Source organism: Solibacillus sp. (genome assembly GCF_040273735.1).
In the GTDB taxonomy this organism is placed as follows: Bacteria; Bacillota; Bacilli; order Bacillales_A; family Planococcaceae; genus Solibacillus.
On sequence record NZ_JBELZM010000014.1, the window covers coordinates 95,441 to 115,517 of the forward strand.

19 protein-coding genes are annotated in these 20,077 nt (G+C 36.9%); 2 read left to right on the top strand and 17 right to left on the bottom strand.

The features are described 5' to 3' along the window. Positions 1 to 136: 136 nt before the first annotated feature. The 4 genes from ABS917_RS14105 to dapF all read right to left on the bottom strand — a co-directional run bounded on the left by ABS917_RS14105 (position 137) and on the right by dapF (position 5,334). Complete coding sequence (locus ABS917_RS14105; protein ID WP_350479582.1) at positions 137 to 1,531, bottom strand: HAMP domain-containing sensor histidine kinase; 1,395 nt, start codon at positions 1,529 to 1,531, stop codon at positions 137 to 139. Positions 1,532 to 1,536: 5 nt separating this feature from the next. Then, the gene (locus ABS917_RS14110) at positions 1,537 to 2,208 is read right to left on the bottom strand and encodes a response regulator transcription factor (protein WP_350479583.1); all 672 of its coding nucleotides are present in this window, start codon (positions 2,206 to 2,208) and stop codon (positions 1,537 to 1,539) included. A 123-nt stretch (positions 2,209 to 2,331) separates the two neighbouring features. Beyond that, positions 2,332 to 4,341: a diguanylate cyclase domain-containing protein gene (locus ABS917_RS14115; protein ID WP_350479584.1), complete on the bottom strand. Its 2,010-nt coding sequence runs from the start codon at positions 4,339 to 4,341 to the stop codon at positions 2,332 to 2,334. Between the two features lie 30 nt (positions 4,342 to 4,371). Further along, on the bottom strand, positions 4,372 to 5,334 hold the full coding sequence (gene dapF, locus ABS917_RS14120; protein ID WP_350479585.1) for a diaminopimelate epimerase: 963 nt from the start codon (positions 5,332 to 5,334) through the stop codon (positions 4,372 to 4,374). Between the two features lie 390 nt (positions 5,335 to 5,724). Between dapF and ABS917_RS14125 the strand changes: the two genes are divergently transcribed. Then, entirely contained in the window at positions 5,725 to 6,273 is a 549-nt protein-coding gene (locus ABS917_RS14125; protein WP_350479586.1) for a GNAT family N-acetyltransferase, read from the top strand. Positions 6,274 to 6,398: 125 nt separating this feature from the next. On the opposite strand, the gene ABS917_RS14130 is transcribed toward ABS917_RS14125, so the two are convergent. The 8 genes from ABS917_RS14130 to ABS917_RS14165 all read right to left on the bottom strand — a co-directional run bounded on the left by ABS917_RS14130 (position 6,399) and on the right by ABS917_RS14165 (position 14,540). Beyond that, positions 6,399 to 7,475 carry an undecaprenyldiphospho-muramoylpentapeptide beta-N-acetylglucosaminyltransferase gene (locus ABS917_RS14130; protein ID WP_350479587.1) on the bottom strand — a complete coding sequence of 359 codons (1,077 nt, stop codon included), beginning with the start codon at positions 7,473 to 7,475 and terminating at the stop codon, positions 6,399 to 6,401. 448 nt (positions 7,476 to 7,923) lie between these two features. After that, complete coding sequence (locus ABS917_RS14135) at positions 7,924 to 8,745, bottom strand: CAP domain-containing protein (RefSeq protein WP_350479588.1); 822 nt, start codon at positions 8,743 to 8,745, stop codon at positions 7,924 to 7,926. Between the two features lie 178 nt (positions 8,746 to 8,923). Continuing rightward, positions 8,924 to 9,826 carry a CobW family GTP-binding protein gene (locus tag ABS917_RS14140; RefSeq protein WP_350479589.1) on the bottom strand — a complete coding sequence of 301 codons (903 nt, stop codon included), beginning with the start codon at positions 9,824 to 9,826 and terminating at the stop codon, positions 8,924 to 8,926. An 83-nt stretch (positions 9,827 to 9,909) separates the two neighbouring features. Beyond that, positions 9,910 to 11,397 carry a lmo1851 family serine protease gene (locus tag ABS917_RS14145; protein ID WP_350479590.1) on the bottom strand — a complete coding sequence of 496 codons (1,488 nt, stop codon included), beginning with the start codon at positions 11,395 to 11,397 and terminating at the stop codon, positions 9,910 to 9,912. 167 nt (positions 11,398 to 11,564) lie between these two features. Next, positions 11,565 to 12,410 (bottom strand): DUF6612 family protein, encoded by an 846-nt coding sequence (locus tag ABS917_RS14150; RefSeq protein ID WP_350479591.1) that lies wholly within the window; start codon positions 12,408 to 12,410, stop codon positions 11,565 to 11,567. A 189-nt stretch (positions 12,411 to 12,599) separates the two neighbouring features. After that, the gene (locus ABS917_RS14155) at positions 12,600 to 13,058 is read right to left on the bottom strand and encodes an RND transporter (protein WP_350479592.1); all 459 of its coding nucleotides are present in this window, start codon (positions 13,056 to 13,058) and stop codon (positions 12,600 to 12,602) included. Positions 13,059 to 13,417: 359 nt separating this feature from the next. Next, positions 13,418 to 14,125 (bottom strand): purine-nucleoside phosphorylase, encoded by a 708-nt coding sequence (gene deoD / locus ABS917_RS14160; RefSeq protein ID WP_350479593.1) that lies wholly within the window; start codon positions 14,123 to 14,125, stop codon positions 13,418 to 13,420. 190 nt (positions 14,126 to 14,315) lie between these two features. Beyond that, a complete protein-coding gene (locus tag ABS917_RS14165; protein WP_350479595.1) occupies positions 14,316 to 14,540 on the bottom strand; it encodes a YozE family protein in 225 nt (74 codons plus the stop codon). Between the two features lie 93 nt (positions 14,541 to 14,633). Between ABS917_RS14165 and ABS917_RS14170 the strand changes: the two genes are divergently transcribed. Beyond that, the gene (locus ABS917_RS14170; protein ID WP_350479620.1) at positions 14,634 to 16,421 is read left to right on the top strand and encodes a methyl-accepting chemotaxis protein; all 1,788 of its coding nucleotides are present in this window, start codon (positions 14,634 to 14,636) and stop codon (positions 16,419 to 16,421) included. Between the two features lie 42 nt (positions 16,422 to 16,463). Here the strand turns inward: ABS917_RS14170 and msrB are convergent, their stop codons facing one another. From msrB to ABS917_RS14195, 5 genes are all read right to left on the bottom strand, one after another. Next, positions 16,464 to 16,892, bottom strand: a complete 429-nt coding sequence (gene msrB / locus ABS917_RS14175; protein WP_350479596.1) for a peptide-methionine (R)-S-oxide reductase MsrB — start codon at positions 16,890 to 16,892, stop codon at positions 16,464 to 16,466. Then, a complete protein-coding gene (gene msrA / locus ABS917_RS14180; RefSeq protein ID WP_350479597.1) occupies positions 16,893 to 17,420 on the bottom strand; it encodes a peptide-methionine (S)-S-oxide reductase MsrA in 528 nt (175 codons plus the stop codon). 16 nt (positions 17,421 to 17,436) lie between these two features. Continuing rightward, positions 17,437 to 18,009 (bottom strand): YpmS family protein, encoded by a 573-nt coding sequence (locus ABS917_RS14185; RefSeq protein ID WP_350479598.1) that lies wholly within the window; start codon positions 18,007 to 18,009, stop codon positions 17,437 to 17,439. Positions 18,010 to 18,013: 4 nt separating this feature from the next. Then, the gene (locus ABS917_RS14190) at positions 18,014 to 18,925 is read right to left on the bottom strand and encodes a GDSL-type esterase/lipase family protein (RefSeq protein ID WP_350479599.1); all 912 of its coding nucleotides are present in this window, start codon (positions 18,923 to 18,925) and stop codon (positions 18,014 to 18,016) included. Between the two features lie 156 nt (positions 18,926 to 19,081). After that, positions 19,082 to 19,927, bottom strand: coding sequence for a DegV family protein (locus ABS917_RS14195; RefSeq protein ID WP_350479600.1), 846 nt, complete (start codon positions 19,925 to 19,927; stop codon positions 19,082 to 19,084). Between the last annotated feature and the right edge of the window lie 150 nt (positions 19,928 to 20,077).

Below are 20,077 nucleotides of genomic sequence, written 5' to 3' on the forward strand. Positions count from 1 at the left end.
CACATTTATAAACGGCGGAAGAACATTTTTTCCATCTCAATCTTACTACTCTTCACAAAAAATACAACTCTTTTTAGCAAATTAAGCAATTTTTTTCGTGAACTATTGAAATAATAATTAGATTGACTAAAATTATTCATTTTTTAAGAAGTTTAAGGTAAAAAAAGGTACCTTTCTGTAATTTACTTTCGACACCAATTTCCACTTCATATTTATCTGCGAGCATCTTCGTAATACTTAACCCTAGTCCAGTACCGGCGACTTTATTTGTACGGGATGCATCCACTCGGAAAAACCGGTCGAAAATATGTGGTAAATGTTGTTCGGAAATACCGATACCATTGTCTTCTATCGTAACTAAAATTGGCGAGTGCAATTCATTATATTCGATTGTTACATGTAGACTTGGAACATTGCTATTATATCGTATACTATTACTCAAAATATTTCTAAAGATTTGCGCTAGAGCATGTTCGGTAATGGAGGCAGTTGTTTTACCGCCGGTAACTGTCAGGTGAAACTCAGCGGTAGGATACAGCAGTAATAATTCGTCTTTTACTTGTTCGTATACTTGTTCTATATCAGCAGAAGCTTGTTCATCCGCTTGCTCCCTTCTTGCCAATTTCAACAGTTCTTCGATCATTTTCCTCATACGCGCAATTTCGGTTAACGAAGTACTTAATGATTCTTCCATCACTTCCGGTTCATCTTTACCCCACCGTTTGATTAATGATAAATGACCTTCAATTACTTGAATCGGCGTTCGTAATTCATGCGATGCGTCTGCGACAAATTGCTGCTGCTTTGTAAATGAAATTTCAAGTTCATTCATTAAAGTACGATACATATGAAGTAAATCGCCAATTTCATCTTTTGCCGTATAATCAAACTTGGGCTGTGCTGTAAACCCGTTTTTTCTGACAAAACTCATCGCATCCCGTAATTGGACAAGCGGTTTCATTAACATATTCGCCAAGTAATAACTAATCATAACCGAAAATAAGATGGCACCGAAACCAATAATAAGAATGGTCGTCAAAATATAATTCATCATCGATTGAAATGCTGCTAGGGGGTGAATCAGCTGCATTATCCCTTGGAATTGTCCGATTTGAACGACTCGGTGAATGACATAGCTTTCAGATCCTGAAATCATCTGCTTTTCAATCATTGTTGAAAAATATTTTTGATTCATTGGCAGTTTTGCAGCCGGCGCAGCATCATTAATACGCATTACCTCAATACCATCCAGATTAAATACACGTACCGTTTGTTCTTGATTTAAAATGGCCTTCATCAAAGCAGTGTTGTTTTGGAGAGCCTGTACTGTAACAGTGTTCCCTTGTGATTCGAAGTAGGTTGTCATATCATCTACCGTTCGCAATGCATTTTTTTCTTCATTATGAATAAGCCATGTTTGCAATGCGATATACAGTACAACAGATATTAGAGCATAGCTTACAAAGATCGTTACACCGACCGCAAGCATCCACTTTGATTTTAATGAAAGGTTCAGTAATTTGTTTTTCATCATCTTCACCCGCGCATCACATATCCAACACCACGTACAGTTTCAATGTACGGAGTATTTTCTGTTTGCAGTTTTGAACGTAAATGGCGAATATATACATCGACTACATTAGTTTCTACCTCTGAATCGAATCCCCAAACCGTTTCTAAAATACGTTCACGTGTACATACATGGTTTCTGTTCTCCACAAGCAGCTTCAATAAATCGAATTCTTTTCTTGTAAGCTCAATTTTATTATTTTCAAATATTACTTCATATGCATGCACATCGATTTCCAAGTCTCTTAAAATGAGTTGTTTTGATTTTCGGGTATTCTGGACTCTCCTTAAAATCGAACGGATCCGGGCTAATAGTTCTTCTATCGCAAACGGCTTCACGATATAGTCATCTGCTCCTGCATCCAAACCTGAAACACGATCCATTACTTCATCTCGTGCAGTAATTAACAGAATCGGTACATCGCTTGTTTTTCTTATTCTTCTGCATACTTCAATCCCGTTCAGTTGAGGCAGCATGACATCGAGTAAAATACAGTCGAATTGTTCACTATCCGCAAATTCGAGACCAGTCCTCCCATCATATGCAACAACAGTTTCAAATTGCTCGTGCTTAAGCTCCAGTTCAAGGAAACGTGCAATATTTTTTTCATCTTCTATTATTAAAATCTTTTGGTTCATCAGCTTCCCTCACTATCAACTATTTATATCATCATTAGTGTATCATTTGTATTTTACAACAAAAAAAGAATACGGGGTAAATTTCCGTATTCTTGCGAGTGAGATATAGATATAAAGAAAATGCTAATTGGTAGATTGCTTCGCCTTGTATAATGCCTGATCCGCCAAATCGATAAGCACATCCAAACTTAAACTGTGCTTTGGATAAATCGATATACCCATCGAGGCAGTAGGTGAAAAATGCGCCCCTCTGATCTTCCATCCGATTTGCAAATTTTCTTTGATCCGGTCCATAATATAAGCTAGTTGAACAGAGCGCTCTTTTTCGGAAATGGACAGTCCTGTTAAAACAATTAAAAATTCGTCACCGCCCAGCCTTATTACGAGGTCTTCGTTTCGCACACTGCGAACGAGCGATTTCCCGAATTGAATTAAAAACTCATCCCCTACATCATGGCCATATACATCATTTACCTGTTTAAAATTATCACCGTCAAGATATAAAATCGCCAGGCAAGTGCCTGTTTCGTCTGCTTCGGCCATAAGAAGCGGAAAGTCCTTGTACAGTTTCCTGCGATTACCTAGCTGCGTCAGGCTATCATGGTACGCTAAATATGTTAATTTATCTTCCAGCTGCTTGCGCTCGGTTATTTCTCTTGAAACCATGACAATTTCCGTGATTTCATGATTTGCCAGATCGAACGTTAGCGTATAGTTCCCTTCCGTCCAAATCGTGCTATTATCTTTTTTATACAAAAGTAATTCAATTTTCTGTTCTTCTACTATATCAAGCGTTTCCGTGTTCAATGTTTCATGCCACAGTTGGACACTTTCAGGCTTCAGCAATCGATCGTACGGTACACCTATCAGCTCATCTTCCTGATAGCCAAGTTTTCTTGAATAGGAAGGTGAAGCGTATTTAATTTTGCCGTAGCGGTCTGTTACGATAATAAAATCATTCGTATTTTCAGTAATCGCTCTGAAATTTCGTTCAATTATATATAGTTCGGACATTAATTGCTTTTCAGACGAAATATTATATTGAACCATTAAAAACTGCTCGACTTCCCCTAGTTCATTTTTCAAAGGAATCATAGTGGAGTCCACCCAATAAATCTCGCCATCCTTTTTACGATTGCACACTTCATCACGCCAAATTTCTTCTTTACTTATTTTTTCCCAATAACTAACTGAAGCCGTATCGTGTTGATACGTTGAATGAAGAAAACGGTGCGGCTTACCGATTAATTCCTCATGGGTAAAGCCTGTACTTTTAATAACTCTTTCATTTACATCTAAAATATTTCCGTCAGCATCTGTAAATATAACGTCAGCAAATGAATTGATCGCATTTTTGAACATTTCCAGACCATACGATGCAGTGCGTAATGCCTGTCCTTGTTTTATAAACTCTGTTATTTCTTGCAATATAATAAATACGGCAATATTTTCACCGTTACTTGTCAGCGAAGAAAATGAAGCAGTAAAACATCGCTGTTCATTATGTTTATCGATAAAAAACAGCATTTTTGATTGAACATTTTCTCCAAGCTGAGCACGTTTCAAATAGCTTTTTAATTTTTTTGCCATTTTTCTTTCTATAAAAGGCATATCTAATATACTTGTACGGTAAGCATCTTCCATTTGAATATTAAACTCATCCAAAAATTTTGTGTTCGCTTCAAGCAATAGCAGGTCATTGGAAACTAATATCGTTGATAAAAATGAATTAGAAAACAAGGAACGCATAAATAAATATTTATCTTCTAAATCAAGACTCATAGATACTTCTTTTGTCATAGCTAAAATATAATATTTACCGTCTTGTACTACTGGAATTGTTGTCGTTCTTTGTTTTCGGACGTTCATTCTTTCATAAGTAAAATCTTCAAATTCCACTTGTTTATTTTGCTCGATTGTTAAGTCATAATGGTGAATAATCGTTTTTGCCAAATGGGACGGGATTACCTGTTCGATCGTTTTGCCGCAAGGATTCGTATTTATCAAATTTACTGCAGCATCATTGACAAAAATATAACGATACTTATCATCTGTTTTTTCCATAAAGAACACAGCATCATTACTATTTTTGAATAACAAATTCAATAGGTCCATTGAAAAAATGGAACTCATCATCCTTGTCCCCCTACTTTTTACTGATCTTTACAGAAAGCTTTCTATTTTATCTTTCACAAAAAGTTTGCATTTCTCATATTGGATTTGCTCTTCTGCAGGCTGAAAATGAACCAACTGTATTTTTTCGTCTTTAATTTCGAATTCATATTCCCCTAATACCGTAGCATTTCCGATGAGCGCTAATTCCCAGATTCCATCATTATTTGAAACTTCACATTGAACAAAGCCACCTGGGTTATAGACGGTTACTTTACTATTCGTAACGAATCCTTCAATCGAGGCAATTAGTGCAGAGGCAGTCATTGCTGTACCGCAAGCATTTGTAAAGCCTACGCCCCGCTCATAAGTACGGACAAATATTTCTTCAGGCGATAATGGCTGGACATAGCTAACATTCACCCCATCTGGGCAATATTCATTTTCACTGTTTAAATAGGCTGCGAGCTGTTGTTGGTGTGTCGTATCTTCTATATATTTTTTATCAACGATTCCGATTAGATGAGGGTTCGGTACAGAAATCGCAGTAAAAGGAATTTCCTCTGAAAAAGCAGGTATAATTTCATGGCGTAATTGTTGTCTGTTATCTACCTTCATTGGTAATGATGATAATTCAAATGAAATGGGCGAAATTTCTACTGAATATGTAGGAAGCTGTTCAAATATGGATTCCTCTCGTTTCACTTTCAAACAGGCATGCATTGTTTCAATAACCGCTTCATTAACATTCAATTTTTCGCAGACATAACGCGCGACGCAGCGCAATCCATTCCCGCACATCGAAGCTTCCGAGCCGTCTGCATTAATAACGCGCATTTTTGCATCTGCTACGGAAGATGGCAGCACCATCAACAAACCATCTGCACCTCCATCATTGGATGGTTGACATAATTGTTTTGTGATATTCACAAAATTAAATTGTTCATCATATAATGCTTCGTATAAATAAAATGTATTGCCAGAACCATGAACTTTCGTTAGTTGGATATTCATATTTTACGCCTCCGCGTTCTCTCTTATTTTATTATATTATACTTTTAAAAAATTCATCTTGTCATTAATAGTTTTTATTTACGCATTATTCTGAATATATCGACTTTTAGCAGAAAAAAATGTTTTTTTCGAGCTTGAAAGTTGCGGCAAGAGAATATATTATAATAAACTGTAGATATATTTCTTATTTCGATATTGTTATTAATTGTCTAGGATAGAGCGAGACATACGAATTATGCATAATAGTTTAACGTCAAATTCTTTTAGGTAAGATCAAGCTCGAAATGACTACTGCCTTATGATAAAGAACCTTTTAGCATTAGAAGATTATTTGCACCATTTCTTTAACAACAGGCTCTACCATTTTCTTCTTAAAAGGAGGCGTTTCACATGTTAAAACAGAGAGAACTTCATGAAACAGCAGAATTATACGAATTATTACGTCATCCGTCTGTGTTTCCATTCGTACGTCAGAAAGCGACTTCAGCTGAAGAGTATTTATTTATGACTAAACAATTAATAGAAGAAGAACAAAACGGCTTAACGATTTCACGTACAATTGTAGATGATTGGGGTGCCCCAATCGGAACAATCAGTATTTTTGATATCCAAGATGGCGCCGGCTTTTTAGGAACATGGATCGGCAAACCATATCAAGGCATCGGTTATAATCAGAAAGCGAAATTAGCGTTTTTAAATGAACTATTTTTCGACTTTGATTTCCACACAGTTTTCTTACGCATCCGGGAAGAAAATGCACGCTCACAAGCAGCAGCATTAAAATTACCTTATGTAGTAGATGCCGAGCAATCAAATCCATCCCTTTTCACAGAAATTAATCAAGGCGAAAATAAATTCCGTCTTTTCAAAATTCCTAAAGACCTGTTCTATTTGACAACTGCAAATACGCACGAGGAAACAGAAGAACAGGCAATGTAAAAAGGAAATTATCACTAGTGTTGTAATTACTTTCATTACGCTTATATGAAAAAGGCGTCACAAATATTCCTAAAACAAAGGGGCTACCTAAAAGTATGAACTTTAGGTAACCCCTTTTTTATTGATTATTTTTCATATTGAGTAATTAAGGCAACCATTTCTTTCGGAGTTTTCGGATGTTCGACTTCGAGCATGTGATCGATCATTTCTTCCGCTTTCTCTTCAAGCTTTTGAAGAGCCTGCATGAATGATGCTTTTGTCATTTTTTCCTCGTCCAAAACTTGTGCAAAGCCTTGTTTTTTAAATAAGTTGGCATTTAAAATCTGATCGCCACGGCTTTTTGCAGCAGAAAGAGGAATGAGCAGCATCGGCTTATGCAATGCCAAAAATTCGAAAATCGAGTTCGAACCGGCACGTGATACAACAAAATCCGTTGCATACAGTAAATCTGGCAATTCTGTCGTCACATATTCAAATTGACTGTAGCCCTGCAGATTTTCAAGACTTTTGTCGGCGTTCCCTTTACCGCATAAATGGATAATCTGATACTTTTCAAGTAGGGTCGGCAAATTTTCACGAAGCGCATCATTAATAATGACCGATCCTAAGCTCCCGCCCATGACAAGCAGAACTTTTTTTTCGGTTGTGAAGCCACATAATCCCATGCCGCGATCACGATTTCCCTCAAATAGTTGCTGACGAATGATCGAGCCAGTGCAAGTCGATTTGTCGTTCGGTAAATGTTTCATCGTTTCTTTAAAAACTGTAAAGATATGGGATGCGAACGGCAATGAAATTTTATTCGCTAATCCAGGCGTCACATCCGACTCATGGACAACAACCGGAATATTTGCCAACTTTGCCGCAATAACGACAGGCACCGATACAAATCCGCCTTTAGAAAAGATGACAGTCGGCTTTATTTTTTTAATAATTGAAAAGGCTTGTGTAACCCCTGCCATCACTTTAAACGGATCTGTAAAATTCTGTACTGAAAAATAACGACGCAGCTTCCCGCTCGATATACTGTGATATGGCAATGAAGGAAACGCATTTGTTATAAGTTCCTTTTCGATCCCATCGTGAGAGCCTATATAATGGACATTATACCCCGCTTCCTGCAATGAAGGAATGATCGCTTCATTTAATGATACGTGACCGGCTGTACCCCCGCCTGTTAAAATAATTGTTTTCTCGTTCATAAATTTCTCCTAACAAAGCAAATGTCATTGCCACTATTTTATGCAACATGACATTTCAACATGCTTCGATAAATATCTTATTTATTTTATGTTTCATTTTATTTTCAATGATTATTTTTACTATTTTTTACAGTTCCTTAATTATTATTCAATAATTGTTTTAGTATTATTATTTCAAAAAAATGATTTTACTTTTTATCACTTCTATTCCATCGAATTTTACACCTTTTTTTAATGAGGCTTTTAAAAGTATACCGTATATTGTAGCACATTTTGGCACTTTATAAAGCATTTCTCTAAAAATGGTTGTTTTCGCATATAAAAATATAAAGGTAGAAAGAAATAATAAATATTCAATAAAAGTATTTTTATTGTTTGAAGAATTCGATCAATAACTAATAAACAAAAAAACTACCCTTTTCATTGCGAAAAGGATAGCATCAGCAAATTACTTTTTAATAAATTGTTGCGTCCAGATATTACCGTCCTGAACATAGCCTACACCAATATGAGTGAAGTCTTTATTTAAAATATTCGCTCGGTGACCCTCTGAATTCATCCATGCTTGTACAACTTCTTCAGGAGATTTTTGCCCTTTGGCAATGTTTTCACCTGCTGATTTATAAGCAATACCTAATGCTTTCAATCTGTCAAACGGGCTGCCGAATGTTGGTGATGTATGAGAGAAGTAATTTTTATCTTTCATATCTTGAGATTTTTCACGTGCCGCTGCCATTAATGGGCGGTCGATTTGTAATGCACTTAAACCGTTTTTAGCACGTTCTGCATTTGTTAATGCAACAACTTTTTCTTCAATCGCTAAAATTTGATCTGTAGCTGTCGTTTCTTTTTGTTCTTGAGCTGGTGCCTGTTCAGTTTTAGATTGTTTAGCAGGTGTTTTTGACGGTGTTTCAGCCGTTGTAGGAGCTTTTGGAGTTTCATTGTTTACTACATTTGTAGGCTCTTTTTCTACTTCCTTATCAACTTCTTTGCCAGCCTCTTTAGAAGCTTCGTTGTTTACTTCTGTTGAAGCCGGTTTTTTAACTTTATTCGTTGAAACCTCCTGTTTAATAACTGTCCATTTTTGAGGTGTCGTTTTTTCAAGTTTATAGAAATTGTTAAGTTTTATATTATAGTCATTCGCTAATTGAATATGATTTGTAGTTGTTGTTGATTTGGCCCCTTCAATTGCATTTGAACTTGCATTAGCAACGGGTGCTTGAGTTGCAAAAAGTATTACTGCACAAAATGGTAGAACTAATTTTTTCATTTTGTACGCCTCCTTTCGTGATTTCATCGTAAATGAAAAATCGAAGAAAAAAAGGCCTATAAATTGGTAAACTGTCCATCTACCAAAATATTAGCCTTAAAGTCTTATATTTTATTCGTAATTTGCGATAAATTTATCCAATTTCATCAAACATTTCATTTGAAAAGCTATTGACGAATTATGATAGAGAGATAATTTCCAGTTTGTTAATCTTCTCACCTATGATGACTAAGTTCGGTTCCATCTTTATATATTCCGGCAACCATTGGACCATTCCATAGGCATATTGGAACAGCATAGGGTTTTTGATTCCCTCAATCGGAACATATCCTTTCATACGGTAAACTGTATCCGGTAATGAACGCACCCAGTTTTCAAACTGTTCCTGTGTAAAGCTTGTATCAAATCGTACGAGTCGCGAGCCTAAATTAAAGCTATCACCAATACGGGCTGTCACGATATCGTCTTTTGATACACGAGCAGTTGACTGCATATTTTGCAATAACTTTAATGGAACCCGGCCATTTGTCGTCTGAAGAATGAAGGCATTTGCATTAAAACCTTGCAGTTCATAAACAACTTGCGCTTGATCCGATTCAGTAAGCAAGTCCGTTTTGTTGGCCAATAACAGATGGGCATGACGAATTTGCTCCATAAAAAGGGAGCGTACTTGCGGAGTAAGGCTTGCTCGGTCTAACCATAACCGACTGTCCGCCACCGTCACAATTCCTTTAATATTTAACTTATCCGCAAATAAAGGCGAATAGACTGCATCCAGTGCTTCTACAGGGTGTGCAGCCCCGGTTGTTTCTATTATAAGTACATCAAATTCCTGATCGTGTAAAAGCGATTGGATTTGCGCTTCCGTTTTTTCTGCTCCACTACAGCAAATACATCCTTCCAACATTTCCTTCAACGGTACATCCTGTTCCACGGCCTGTGAATCAAATGGCAGTTTGCCCAATTCGTTCATAATAACAGCAGGCTTCAAATTGGCCTCTTTCAATTGACGAATGACATCGGTTAACATGGACGTTTTGCCGCTCCCTAAAAATCCGCTAAATAAATATACATCTTTCATATTTCCACTTCCTATAATAATGGGCTGGCAATAAAGTGTTTCATCACTTTTTACCAGCCCGCATTTTTTTATTCGTTTGTCATTTATTCAGGTTTAATATCCAGTAATTCTTTCGCCTTTAAAATTTGAGGATCTTCATTTTTCAGCTTTTCGCTAATTGCATCCATTAAGGCATATGTTGTATCACCTGTTAAAATACCTGTCACTTCTAATTCATTATCCTGTTGATACGCTTTTATTGCAGCTTCAGTCTCTTCATCGAATTGAGTATCGACTTTACCCGGCTCATATCCCAAAACTTCCAGAATACGTTCAGCTGTTTTGATTGACGCATGATTGGCATCCTGTTCATATTGCTGGCTCGGATCGATATATGGTAATGAAGCATAATCCGGATAGTCAACTTTCACATCTGGTGCAATTCCTTTTTCATTCACCCAGTTACCGTCTGGAGTTAACCATTTGCCTGTTGTGAACTTCAAGTTTGCTCCGTCTTCCATATAAATGATTTCCTGCATTGTCCCTTTACCAAAGGAATTTAATCCAACGACTTGGGCACCTGCAGATTCTTTTAGTGCACCTGCCAAAATTTCAGAAGCAGAAGCACTTCCTTCATCAATTAATACTGTTACCGGAAGCTTATATTTAGAACGATTGTCCGCGGTTACAATTTGAGGCGTTTCATCTCGTTCTTGAATTTGAACAATTGTCTTCCCTTCTTCAACAAACAAATTTGAAATATCGATTGCTGCCTTTAAATAGCCGCCTGGATTTTGGCGTACATCTAAAACAATCCCTTTCATCCCTTGTTTTTCATATTCAATTAGCAGTTTTTCCAGTTCTACTGCTGTTTTTTCACTGAAAGAAGTAATTTGGAAGTGTGCGATTCCATCTTCATCAATATCACCATACACAGTTTCTACAGGGATATCATCACGCACGATTGTCATATCAAAGCTTTCTGCATCTCCACGTTGAATAGTCAGAGTGACTTCAGAACCTTTTTCACCGCGAATCAGCAATACAGCTTCTGTAGAACTCATACCTTTGACGCTTTTCCCGTCAACCGCCAGTACCATATCTTTCGGTTGTAAACCGGCTTTTTCGGCAGGTGTATTTTTAATTGGGGAAACAATCATTATATATCCATTTCGTTCTTGGATTTCCGCACCAATTCCTTGAAAACTTGAAGACAGGCTTTCATTAAATGAACTTGCCTCATCTTTATTCATATAATCAGAATAAGGGTCACCCAATGCATCAAACATTCCGTTGATAGCACCATATACCACTTCTTCTTCATCTATGTCTTCATAATATTTTTGCTGAAGCGCATCATACGCATCGTAAAGTTTTTTGAATTCCGCCCGTTCAGCCGGTTCCTTTACATCCACAACTTTCTTTTCGCCGAATGTTAATGCAAAAATTGTTAAACCGGCTGTACATAAAATTGTCAGGAAAATGACCATTATGAATGCAAATGGTTTCATTCGTAAATATTTCCCTGCCGGCTTTGTAATTTGCTCTTCGTTTAAACCGTTTTGATCCTCATCTCTTTTTTGTTCATCCATTTCTAATTCACCACTCTCATATTTACACTGTCTGATGTCACACTATACCAATAATATCAGTTTACAAGCGACTAGAAAAGGATAGACGTCAATTTTTTTATTTCATTTCATATTAAATAGGAAAAAGCAGCGAAATCCGCCGTAAAGCGGCCTCGCTGCTTGAATTGTTATTGGGTTTTAGCTTCATTTATAACATCATTCGGTACATTGATCTCTTTTACTTCATCAAATTTAGAATAGACAATGTTCGCATCATTTTCAATCGTTGTTTCCTGACCTTCGACATCTGTGATGATTTTCAGGTCCATATCCATTTCTTTTATATCAAATGTATCTTTCGCAACAACAATATTATATTGTGAATCTTCAAAGGACATATTCTCAAGAATTTCTCCATTCATCTCCATTGATTCACCTAAGCTAGCACCCATCTGTGAAAGTATGAACTGCTTGAACTGGTCCCCTTCAATGTTCAGCGTCAATAAATAATTTTCATCATCCTGCTCGAAGCTGAAATCTTCGATAAATTGCTCCAGCTGTTCGAGTTGTTCTGACGCATCTGCCTGAGCACCTGTTTGCGCCAGAAGTTGTTCATATTGTTCATCCGGCATTTTTAGCCATTCATTCGAATCGCCATTAAACAAGTAAAATCCATCTTCTTCTGTCATATACATTTCTATCGGCATTTCCATTTTATCATCGCCCATATCCATCTTAACTGTTCCTTTTGAATACATCGCCATCGGATTTTGCTGAATATCCATTGCTAAATTTGAGTTGCTCGTCATTTCCATCGTCTGACCGTCCATCACGAAACTCGTCACTTGATCCATTTTTGTTTCTGCATGAACACTTTTCAAATTTTGCTGGCGCTGCATAGCATTTTCATAAACTTGCTGTAATGTTAAATTGGCTTCGCTATCTGTACCTTCAACCGGTTCTGCTGTATCTCCGCAGCCTGCAACAAGTGCAATCGATAATGTTGACATCGCAAATAAGTATCGTTTTTTCAAATGATTTCAACCCTTCCTAGGTAAACTTCCCTTATCCATACCCTAATTTGGTGTAATAAAATCTTTTATATTGGATTAAAATTAAATGAAATTCATTATGGATTGGTAATATTGTATGGTTAGAGCGCATTTTTTTAGGAATGACGGATAAAATAAAAAGTGTCTACAGGCATAGACACTTTTTATTGTTCACCAATTTAACTTAATACCGTATTGTTCATTTAAGAACACATGCAATTCTTTGTACGTGCAAAGTGCTATTCCGATGACAATTTCGTTTTCATTCATGTCTTTTTCGATTCTGAGATTATTATCAAAAATATGAAAGTTCATCGGCAAAGCTTTAATATCCACACTAATATTATGTGCTGCTTTGTTGCGCCAATAATTGAGTAACCACAAGTTTTCGAACAAATTCTGCTCGATTAAGCCTAATGCATAAACAGAATATACTTTAGTGCTGTAATTGGAGCTCGCCATAGGGATATAGGTTGTCTGATCCTTGAAGCTTCGTACTTTCGGCAGCTTTTCCTGAATCAAATGGTTAATGGCATTTTCACAAAACAAACTAACCGTGACAATATTCGCTAACGGATCCACTGTGCTTGAGATTCGATCAATAAATTTCTTCGCTACTTCCTGACTCATCCCCTCACTCCTTTTTAATTTTTTGACCGTCATCTTATGTGCTTTAAAATTGTCGGTATCTCAGTTTGCCCACAACACAAATTCGATATGCCAAATAGCCGCTAAGAAAATTTTTGTAAGTTTTCATTTTGTTTTTATTTGAAACATAAAAAAACGCATCATAATTGTATGACGTGTAAAATCAATGCTACTCATTTTCTAAAAGTTTATTCATCACGGTTACGAACGTGTTTAACTATCCATGAGATGCCGATTGGGCTCCTGTTTTCTCATTTACACCCAAAAAGGATTAAAATTCTATATACAAAAAAGCACTTAATAAGCGAAATTAGGCCTATTAAGTGCTTTTGATTTTGTTATTAGTCTTGAATTGCTGCTTCCAACGCAATAACCATCATGTCATTGAACGTAGTTTGACGTTCTTCTGAAGTTGTTACTTCACCAGTCAGGATATGGTCAGATACTGTTAATACAGTTAAAGCTTGACGACCGAATTTCGCTGCTAATGTATATAGTGCTGATGTTTCCATTTCAACAGCTAATACGCCATATTGCGCTAATTTTTCGTTTTGTGCTTCGTCAGAATAGAACATATCCGCCGTAAAGATATTTCCTACACGTACGTTTAAGTTCGCTTCTTTTGCAGCATTGTAAGCTTTTAGTAATAGATCGAAGTCTGCAGTTGGTGCATAGTCGATTGTACCGCCGAAAACAACTCGGTTCATGTTTGAGTCTGTAGATGATGTTTGAGCAATAATAACGTCACGTACTTTCACGTCTTTTTGAATTGCACCACAAGTACCTACACGGATTAGTTTTTGTACACCGTATTCTTGCATTAATTCAGTCGCATAAATCGAAATTGATGGTACACCCATGCCTGTCCCTTGTACAGAAATGCGTTTCCCTTTATACGTACCTGTGTAGCCAAGAATATTACGTACTTCGTTATACTGTACAACATCTTCTAAAAATGTTTCTGCAATATATTTTGCACGTAGTGGATCTCCTGGTAATAGTACAATTTCTGCAATGTCGCCTTTTTTGGCATTAATATGAACGCTCATCAAAAAACCTCTTTTCATCATAATTCTTTTAAATTGTAAACGTTTTCGTATAAACATTCAATCGTTAGACGTCTTGCTTCACAAAAAAATTTGCATAAAAAACAAAAATTGGACAAAATAATGAATTATTTTACGAAGGTTCGTCCTATTTCACTATACCCCATTTGGCGTATTGCATGCAAAACATCGCTTATACTGAAAATTTATTTTCATATAAGTCCCATAATTGATCAAAGGCACCTATTGTCAAATATTCATCGGATTGAAACTCAATATAATTAGTTAATTCTTCAAAGCTGTCGGACATTTTTGGAAAGGCATGATCAAGAAACATGCTTTCGGCAAAACGCACCTTTTCGTCCGACCACTCTCCCCCTCTAAATGTTAGTGCAAAATGATAAAATGATTTTTTCAAAATTTCCCCTCCTTTATACATTTTTTCACAATAAATAGTGTAAATTTCCCATTCATGTAGTAAAATAGTTAAATATTGATTTTTCAGAAAGTGGTGAATTATTTGCGAAAGAGCAAGAAAACTATACCTGACAAAGAGAAACTAAGAAAAAACCCTATTAAACCGAAAGCCCTATTTCACTTCTTTCACCTAATACGAGGGAAAATTTTAATTACTTTCACTATTCTAATGGCAATTATTATCTCTATGCAAATTTTGTCGTATATTAATATAACAAACTTGGAAAATAACTTGCGGGAATTTGCAGAAGAAAATTTAAAACAGCAAATGCATATTAATAGTTTAGCTTCCGATATTGCGAAGCTTTCAAGTCATGAACAAACTTACTTAATTACAGGAGACGAAAAATTTCTTCAATTATATGAAGAGACAAAGGAACGGATACATACAAATTTAACATCTGTTGAAACTTCATTTAAAAATCAGGATGAAGAGCTTAAAATCGTCGGGTTAATCCAGCAGTTCTACGCTAATTATTTATCCTATTCTAAATCGACAATTGAAGTCCGTCAAAAATATGGCTATGAAAATGCCGCTAAACTTTTTGCAAATAGCGGAAGCCAAAACTTTAAAGCATATATTGATGAAAACACAGGCAAACTGATTCAAATACTTGAAAAGCGCAATGAAAAAACCATTTCAGACTTGGAACAGTTTGCATTCGCCTCTAAAATAATGATTTCTGCCTTAACAGGAGTTGCTGTTATTTTAACAATTTCCTTAGGTTATATTTTATCGAAATCAATCCGGAGAAATACGAAAAAAATCAATGAATCGATTCTGGATATCGCCAAGGCTGGCGGTGATTTAACACGCCGCGTAAATGTTAAAACAAAGGACGAATTTTCAATTATAGGAGATTCCACGAATATTTTAATCGACTCGATTTCTGCATTGGTTAAACGCGTTTCAAACCTTGCCGATAATGTTTCCGGAAGTTCGCAGGAATTAATGGCCCTTGCAGATGATAACGCTCGAACAATTGATTTTATTGCTGATTCTACGATGAACATAGCGAGCGACAGCAGTGAAATTCTAAACAGTATCGGGAATGCCGGTAATGAAATGCAGAAATTGGAACAATCGATGCACGTATTGGACGAAAGAGCACGTGAAGTTCAGCAAGCTGCATCTGAAATGAAAGTAGCTGCGCATCAAGGAAGCAGATCGGTAAATCATTCATCAATTGTCATGCTTGAAATCGAGGAAACAATGGCAACAACTTCTGATACGGTAGAAAAATTAGGGGAAAAATCAAAAAATATTACTTCAATTATTGGTACAATTACAGCGATTGCCGAACAAACAAACTTACTTGCTTTAAATGCGGCAATCGAGGCTGCTCGGGCAGGAGAACATGGACGAGGTTTTGCCGTTGTAGCGGCTGAAGTTCGTAAACTTGCAGAACAATCCCAAAAGGCAGCAAAAGAAGTTTCGTCAATAGTTGGATCTATTCAAACAGAGGTCAAGTCCATTATCGAGCAAAATCACACAGGTGTAGAAAAAGTAATCCTTGGTGTGGAAGTGACGAATGAGACGACCAATTCTCTACAAAATATTTTACTGCAAACAGAAAAAACATCTGATATTTTAACACAGATGGTTGCTCAAATTGAACAGACTCTAAATAATAGTCACGGTGTAACAACTTCGTTCGTACATGTCGCTGCCATTGCAGACAATACTGCTGTCAATACGGAACGCAGTGCAGCTGCCGCATCTCAAGGATCTGCTTCCATGGAAGAAATCAATGCATCCGCGGTGGAACTGGCTTCCCAAGCAGATCACCTGCGAAGTGTTGTTAACGAATTTAAAATCTAATATAAAAAACTCGCTCATGGGACATTCCATAAGCGAGTTTTTCTATTCAAACAATGATTTATATTCACCGTAGCCTTCTTTTTCGAGGTCCTCTACCGGAATAAAGCGTAATGCTGCAGAATTGATGCAATATCGCAATCCGCCTAATTCTTGCGGACCATCCGGAAATACGTGACCTAAATGGGAATCGGCTGTTTTACTGCGGACTTCCACACGACGCATACCGTGCGACGTATCAAAATGCTCGGTTACCTCTACTTTCTCAATCGGCTTTGAAAATGATGGCCAGCCACAGCCTGCATCATATTTGTCTTCTGAACTGAAAAGAGGCTTTCCTGAAATGATATCCACATAGATACCATCTTCGAAAACGTCATTGTATTCGTTGCGGAATGGAGGTTCCGTTCCTTGGTTTTGCGTAACATGATACTGCATTTCTGTTAACTCTTTTAAACGTTGCTCTTTATTCATTTATTTCGCCCCCCAGTATTTTTCAATAAATCCTGCACGCCCTGAACCAACCGAATAGCGTTCGTAGTGTGCCGGGTTCTTCTTATAGTAGTGCTGATGATAATCTTCTGCAGCGTAAAATGGCTTCGCTTCAAGAATTTTAACGGCAATCGGTGATTTGAATTTTCCGCTTGCCTCAAGTTTGGACTTGGATAATTCGGCAATCTGCTTTTGGACATCATCATGGCAAAAAATCGCCGTTGAATATGATTCGCCACGATCATAGAATTGACCGCCCGCATCTGTCGGATCGATCAGTGTCCAATAAAGTTCAACCAGTTTTTCGTATGGATAAATTTCAGGATCAAACGTAATTTGAACTGCCTCAAGATGGCCCGTTGTTTCACTGCATACTTGTTCGTATGTCGGGTTCTCGACATGCCCGCCCGTATAACCGGAAACGACTTCTATAATACCGGGCTGTTGATCAAACGGCTTTACCATACACCAAAAGCAGCCCCCTGCAAATGTTGCTTTTTCAAATGCCATTTAAATTACCTCCTATTTACTTCGTCTGGTTTGGAATAACTACTTCCAACTCTATTTTATCATTCGGTAAATCAATTTCCTTCGCCCGCACTCTGGAACCACTTGCGATATTTATGCGCGACAGATCCACATAAATTTCTTCGTCATTTGGTTTCACCGTAATCCAATTCGGAAAAGCAACCGCATCGTCAATCATTTTCAGAACGGTTTTCGGAGGAATATTTACCTTGCCGACGTGGACAGCTTCTTGATTAAGTGTAATATTACCGTTATTTACAACAGGAATGAAGTCCATCTGAATCGGCAACTCGATATTAAAAACAGTTAATGTACTGTATAAATAAATTTTATCATCCACTGTCAGCTCTACCGGAACTGGTGACTGGTTCATAGCTTCTGATAAATATTGTTTTGCGATTGCTTCAAATTCTTTAGCTGTCGTTTCCACAGTCAATATATTGCCCTCGATAGGGAGTGGTGGCTGTTCTGTTCCTTGTTCAACGTCAGCAGTTATTAAATAGAGCAATGTGGCAAATGTAATGAGAACTGCTCCAGCCAATAATAAAAATGCGACTTTCCATTTGTTCATCTTCTCACTCCTCAAATCCTAATAAACCGTCTGACATCTGCTCAATATCACATTGTTGCATTGTTTCAATGATGCGTTTTGTCATACGATCATATCCTGTGCTATTCGGATGAAAGAAGTCTACATGATATACCATATCCTCATTTGAGACAAATAAATCCTCTACAGATACGAAACACGCATTTTCATCTGTGGCAGCAAGCTTTTCGATTTCATCATTCCATTCCGAAATAATCGGATCGAAAGGTGTAATCTCATCGACTACGATTGAAAAGGGATTATAAAATCCAACTAAAATAATTGGCGCATCAGGATTTACTTTACGAATTTCTGCAATGACTTGCTCGTAGCGTTCAGCAAATTTTGGCAATTCCTTATCAAACATAGACTTTTTCATTGAAAACAAATTCTTTTTAACTATTTTCATTACATCATTGCCGCCGAGCGTAATCGTAATCAGATTAGCTTTTTGCAGCTCTTCTTCATAGTGGCCGCGTTCTAGTAAACTTAACAGCTGGTCACTGCGTCTACCATTTTTACCTCGATTATCGAGTTCCACTTCCTCTACCATCGCCCATTTTTCCAGCTCCTGCTGCAGACGAATCGTATAGCCATAATCCTGGGTTTCGTCTCCAACACCACGCGTAAGCGAATCACCTAATGCTAAATAGAAAACTGATTGTGCATCTTCTTCCTTACGATCAGACCAGTCTAGTTGAAATACATCATTTATAATATCAAAAAAGCTCGTATTAATTGTTTCTCCGTTTTCGGCTTCTTTTTCTGATATAGACAACTCATTGTTATCTTTCGATGAATTGTCGGATTGTTGTGCTTCTTCTATTTGTGGGTCAATTGTAACGGAGCATGCGGACAAGAAAATGACAGCTAATGATGTGAGTACTAACCGCCACATGCAACTTCCCCCTTTTTATTTTGTTATTTCATTATAAAATATTTTCCCCACCTTTAGGAATGATTTGCCTATAAAAATAGTGATATATCAGAAAATATTTTTTACTTTATAAAAAAAGTAATTCTAAAGTTAATACCCTTTAGAATTACCTTTTAACTATTCTGTATAATAAATAAAACCGATTGCTCCTTCACCTGTATGTGTACTAATAACCGGTGAAGTATAAGCAACTTCAACTTGTCCTGTATATCCTGTTGCTTTTACCTGTTCGATCAACGGATTCACTAATGTATCCATTGCATTCGCATGAGAGATGGCAACACCTGCCACTTTTTTACCATGAGTATCCTTTTCAAATTCACTCATTAAATATTTCACCACTTGCTTATAACTGCGCGGTTTTGCACAAATCGTCACTTCCCCAATATCTAAGTGACCAATTGGCTTAATATTCAATAAAGAACTAACTACTGCCTTACCTTTTCCGATTCGGCCGCCTTTTACCATATTTTCCAACGTATCCAATGCAACAAAAAGACGTGTGTTTTCACGTACACGATTCACACCAGCAACAATTTCCTCCGCAGTAGCACCTGCATTACGTAAACGGATTGCTTCACGAAGCTGGAATGCCAACCCAAAAGCAATATAACGCGAATCAATTACGGTTACGTCAGAATCAGTCATTTGGGAAGCTTGATTTGCTGACTGGTATGTACCGCTCATACTTCCTGTCATATGAATTGATATAATTTCCGAACCGTCTTTTCCAAGCTCGTCATATAATTCTTTAAATACACCAGGTGACGGTTGAGAACTTTTCGGAAGTTCTTTTGCTGTTTTTAATAATCTAATAAATGTATCCGGTTGCAAATTTACACGATCTGTATACGTTTTATCATCAATTTGAACTGTTAGTGGTACTACATGAATTCCATGTTCCTGAATTTCCGCGTCTGTTAAATCGCAAGTTGAATCTGTTACGATATGAATTTGACTCAAAGAAAACACATCCTTTTTCTATCTTCCTTACTATTATAAAGAAATCATATTTGTTTACCAATATGACATTTGTCATTGAAGAATGACCCAGTTTATCACTATTTTCATATGACATATAGCAGTATAACATCATGACATCCATCTATCACG

What these genes read in the sequence shown, in the direction of transcription:
- ABS917_RS14155 (WP_350479592.1), bottom strand. Translation starts at nt 13,058, where the DNA reads ATGAGTCAGGAAGTAGCGAAGAAATTTATTGATCGAATCTCAAGCACA.
- ABS917_RS14105 (WP_350479582.1), bottom strand. Translation starts at nt 1,531, where the DNA reads ATGAAAAACAAATTACTGAACCTTTCATTAAAATCAAAGTGGATGCTT.
- deoD (WP_350479593.1), bottom strand. Translation starts at nt 14,125, where the DNA reads ATGAGCGTTCATATTAATGCCAAAAAAGGCGACATTGCAGAAATTGTA.
- ABS917_RS14185 (WP_350479598.1), bottom strand. Translation starts at nt 18,009, where the DNA reads ATGAACAAATGGAAAGTCGCATTTTTATTATTGGCTGGAGCAGTTCTC.
- ABS917_RS14130 (WP_350479587.1), bottom strand. Translation starts at nt 7,475, where the DNA reads ATGAACGAGAAAACAATTATTTTAACAGGCGGGGGTACAGCCGGTCAC.
- dapF (WP_350479585.1), bottom strand. Translation starts at nt 5,334, where the DNA reads ATGAATATCCAACTAACGAAAGTTCATGGTTCTGGCAATACATTTTAT.
- msrB (WP_350479596.1), bottom strand. Translation starts at nt 16,892, where the DNA reads ATGAATAAAGAGCAACGTTTAAAAGAGTTAACAGAAATGCAGTATCAT.
- ABS917_RS14125 (WP_350479586.1), top strand. Translation starts at nt 5,725, where the DNA reads ATGTTAAAACAGAGAGAACTTCATGAAACAGCAGAATTATACGAATTA.
- ABS917_RS14190 (WP_350479599.1), bottom strand. Translation starts at nt 18,925, where the DNA reads ATGTGGCGGTTAGTACTCACATCATTAGCTGTCATTTTCTTGTCCGCA.
- ABS917_RS14140 (WP_350479589.1), bottom strand. Translation starts at nt 9,826, where the DNA reads ATGAAAGATGTATATTTATTTAGCGGATTTTTAGGGAGCGGCAAAACG.
- ABS917_RS14145 (WP_350479590.1), bottom strand. Translation starts at nt 11,397, where the DNA reads ATGGATGAACAAAAAAGAGATGAGGATCAAAACGGTTTAAACGAAGAG.
- ABS917_RS14115 (WP_350479584.1), bottom strand. Translation starts at nt 4,341, where the DNA reads ATGAGTTCCATTTTTTCAATGGACCTATTGAATTTGTTATTCAAAAAT.
- msrA (WP_350479597.1), bottom strand. Translation starts at nt 17,420, where the DNA reads ATGGCATTTGAAAAAGCAACATTTGCAGGGGGCTGCTTTTGGTGTATG.
- ABS917_RS14110 (WP_350479583.1), bottom strand. Translation starts at nt 2,208, where the DNA reads ATGAACCAAAAGATTTTAATAATAGAAGATGAAAAAAATATTGCACGT.
- ABS917_RS14135 (WP_350479588.1), bottom strand. Translation starts at nt 8,745, where the DNA reads ATGAAAAAATTAGTTCTACCATTTTGTGCAGTAATACTTTTTGCAACT.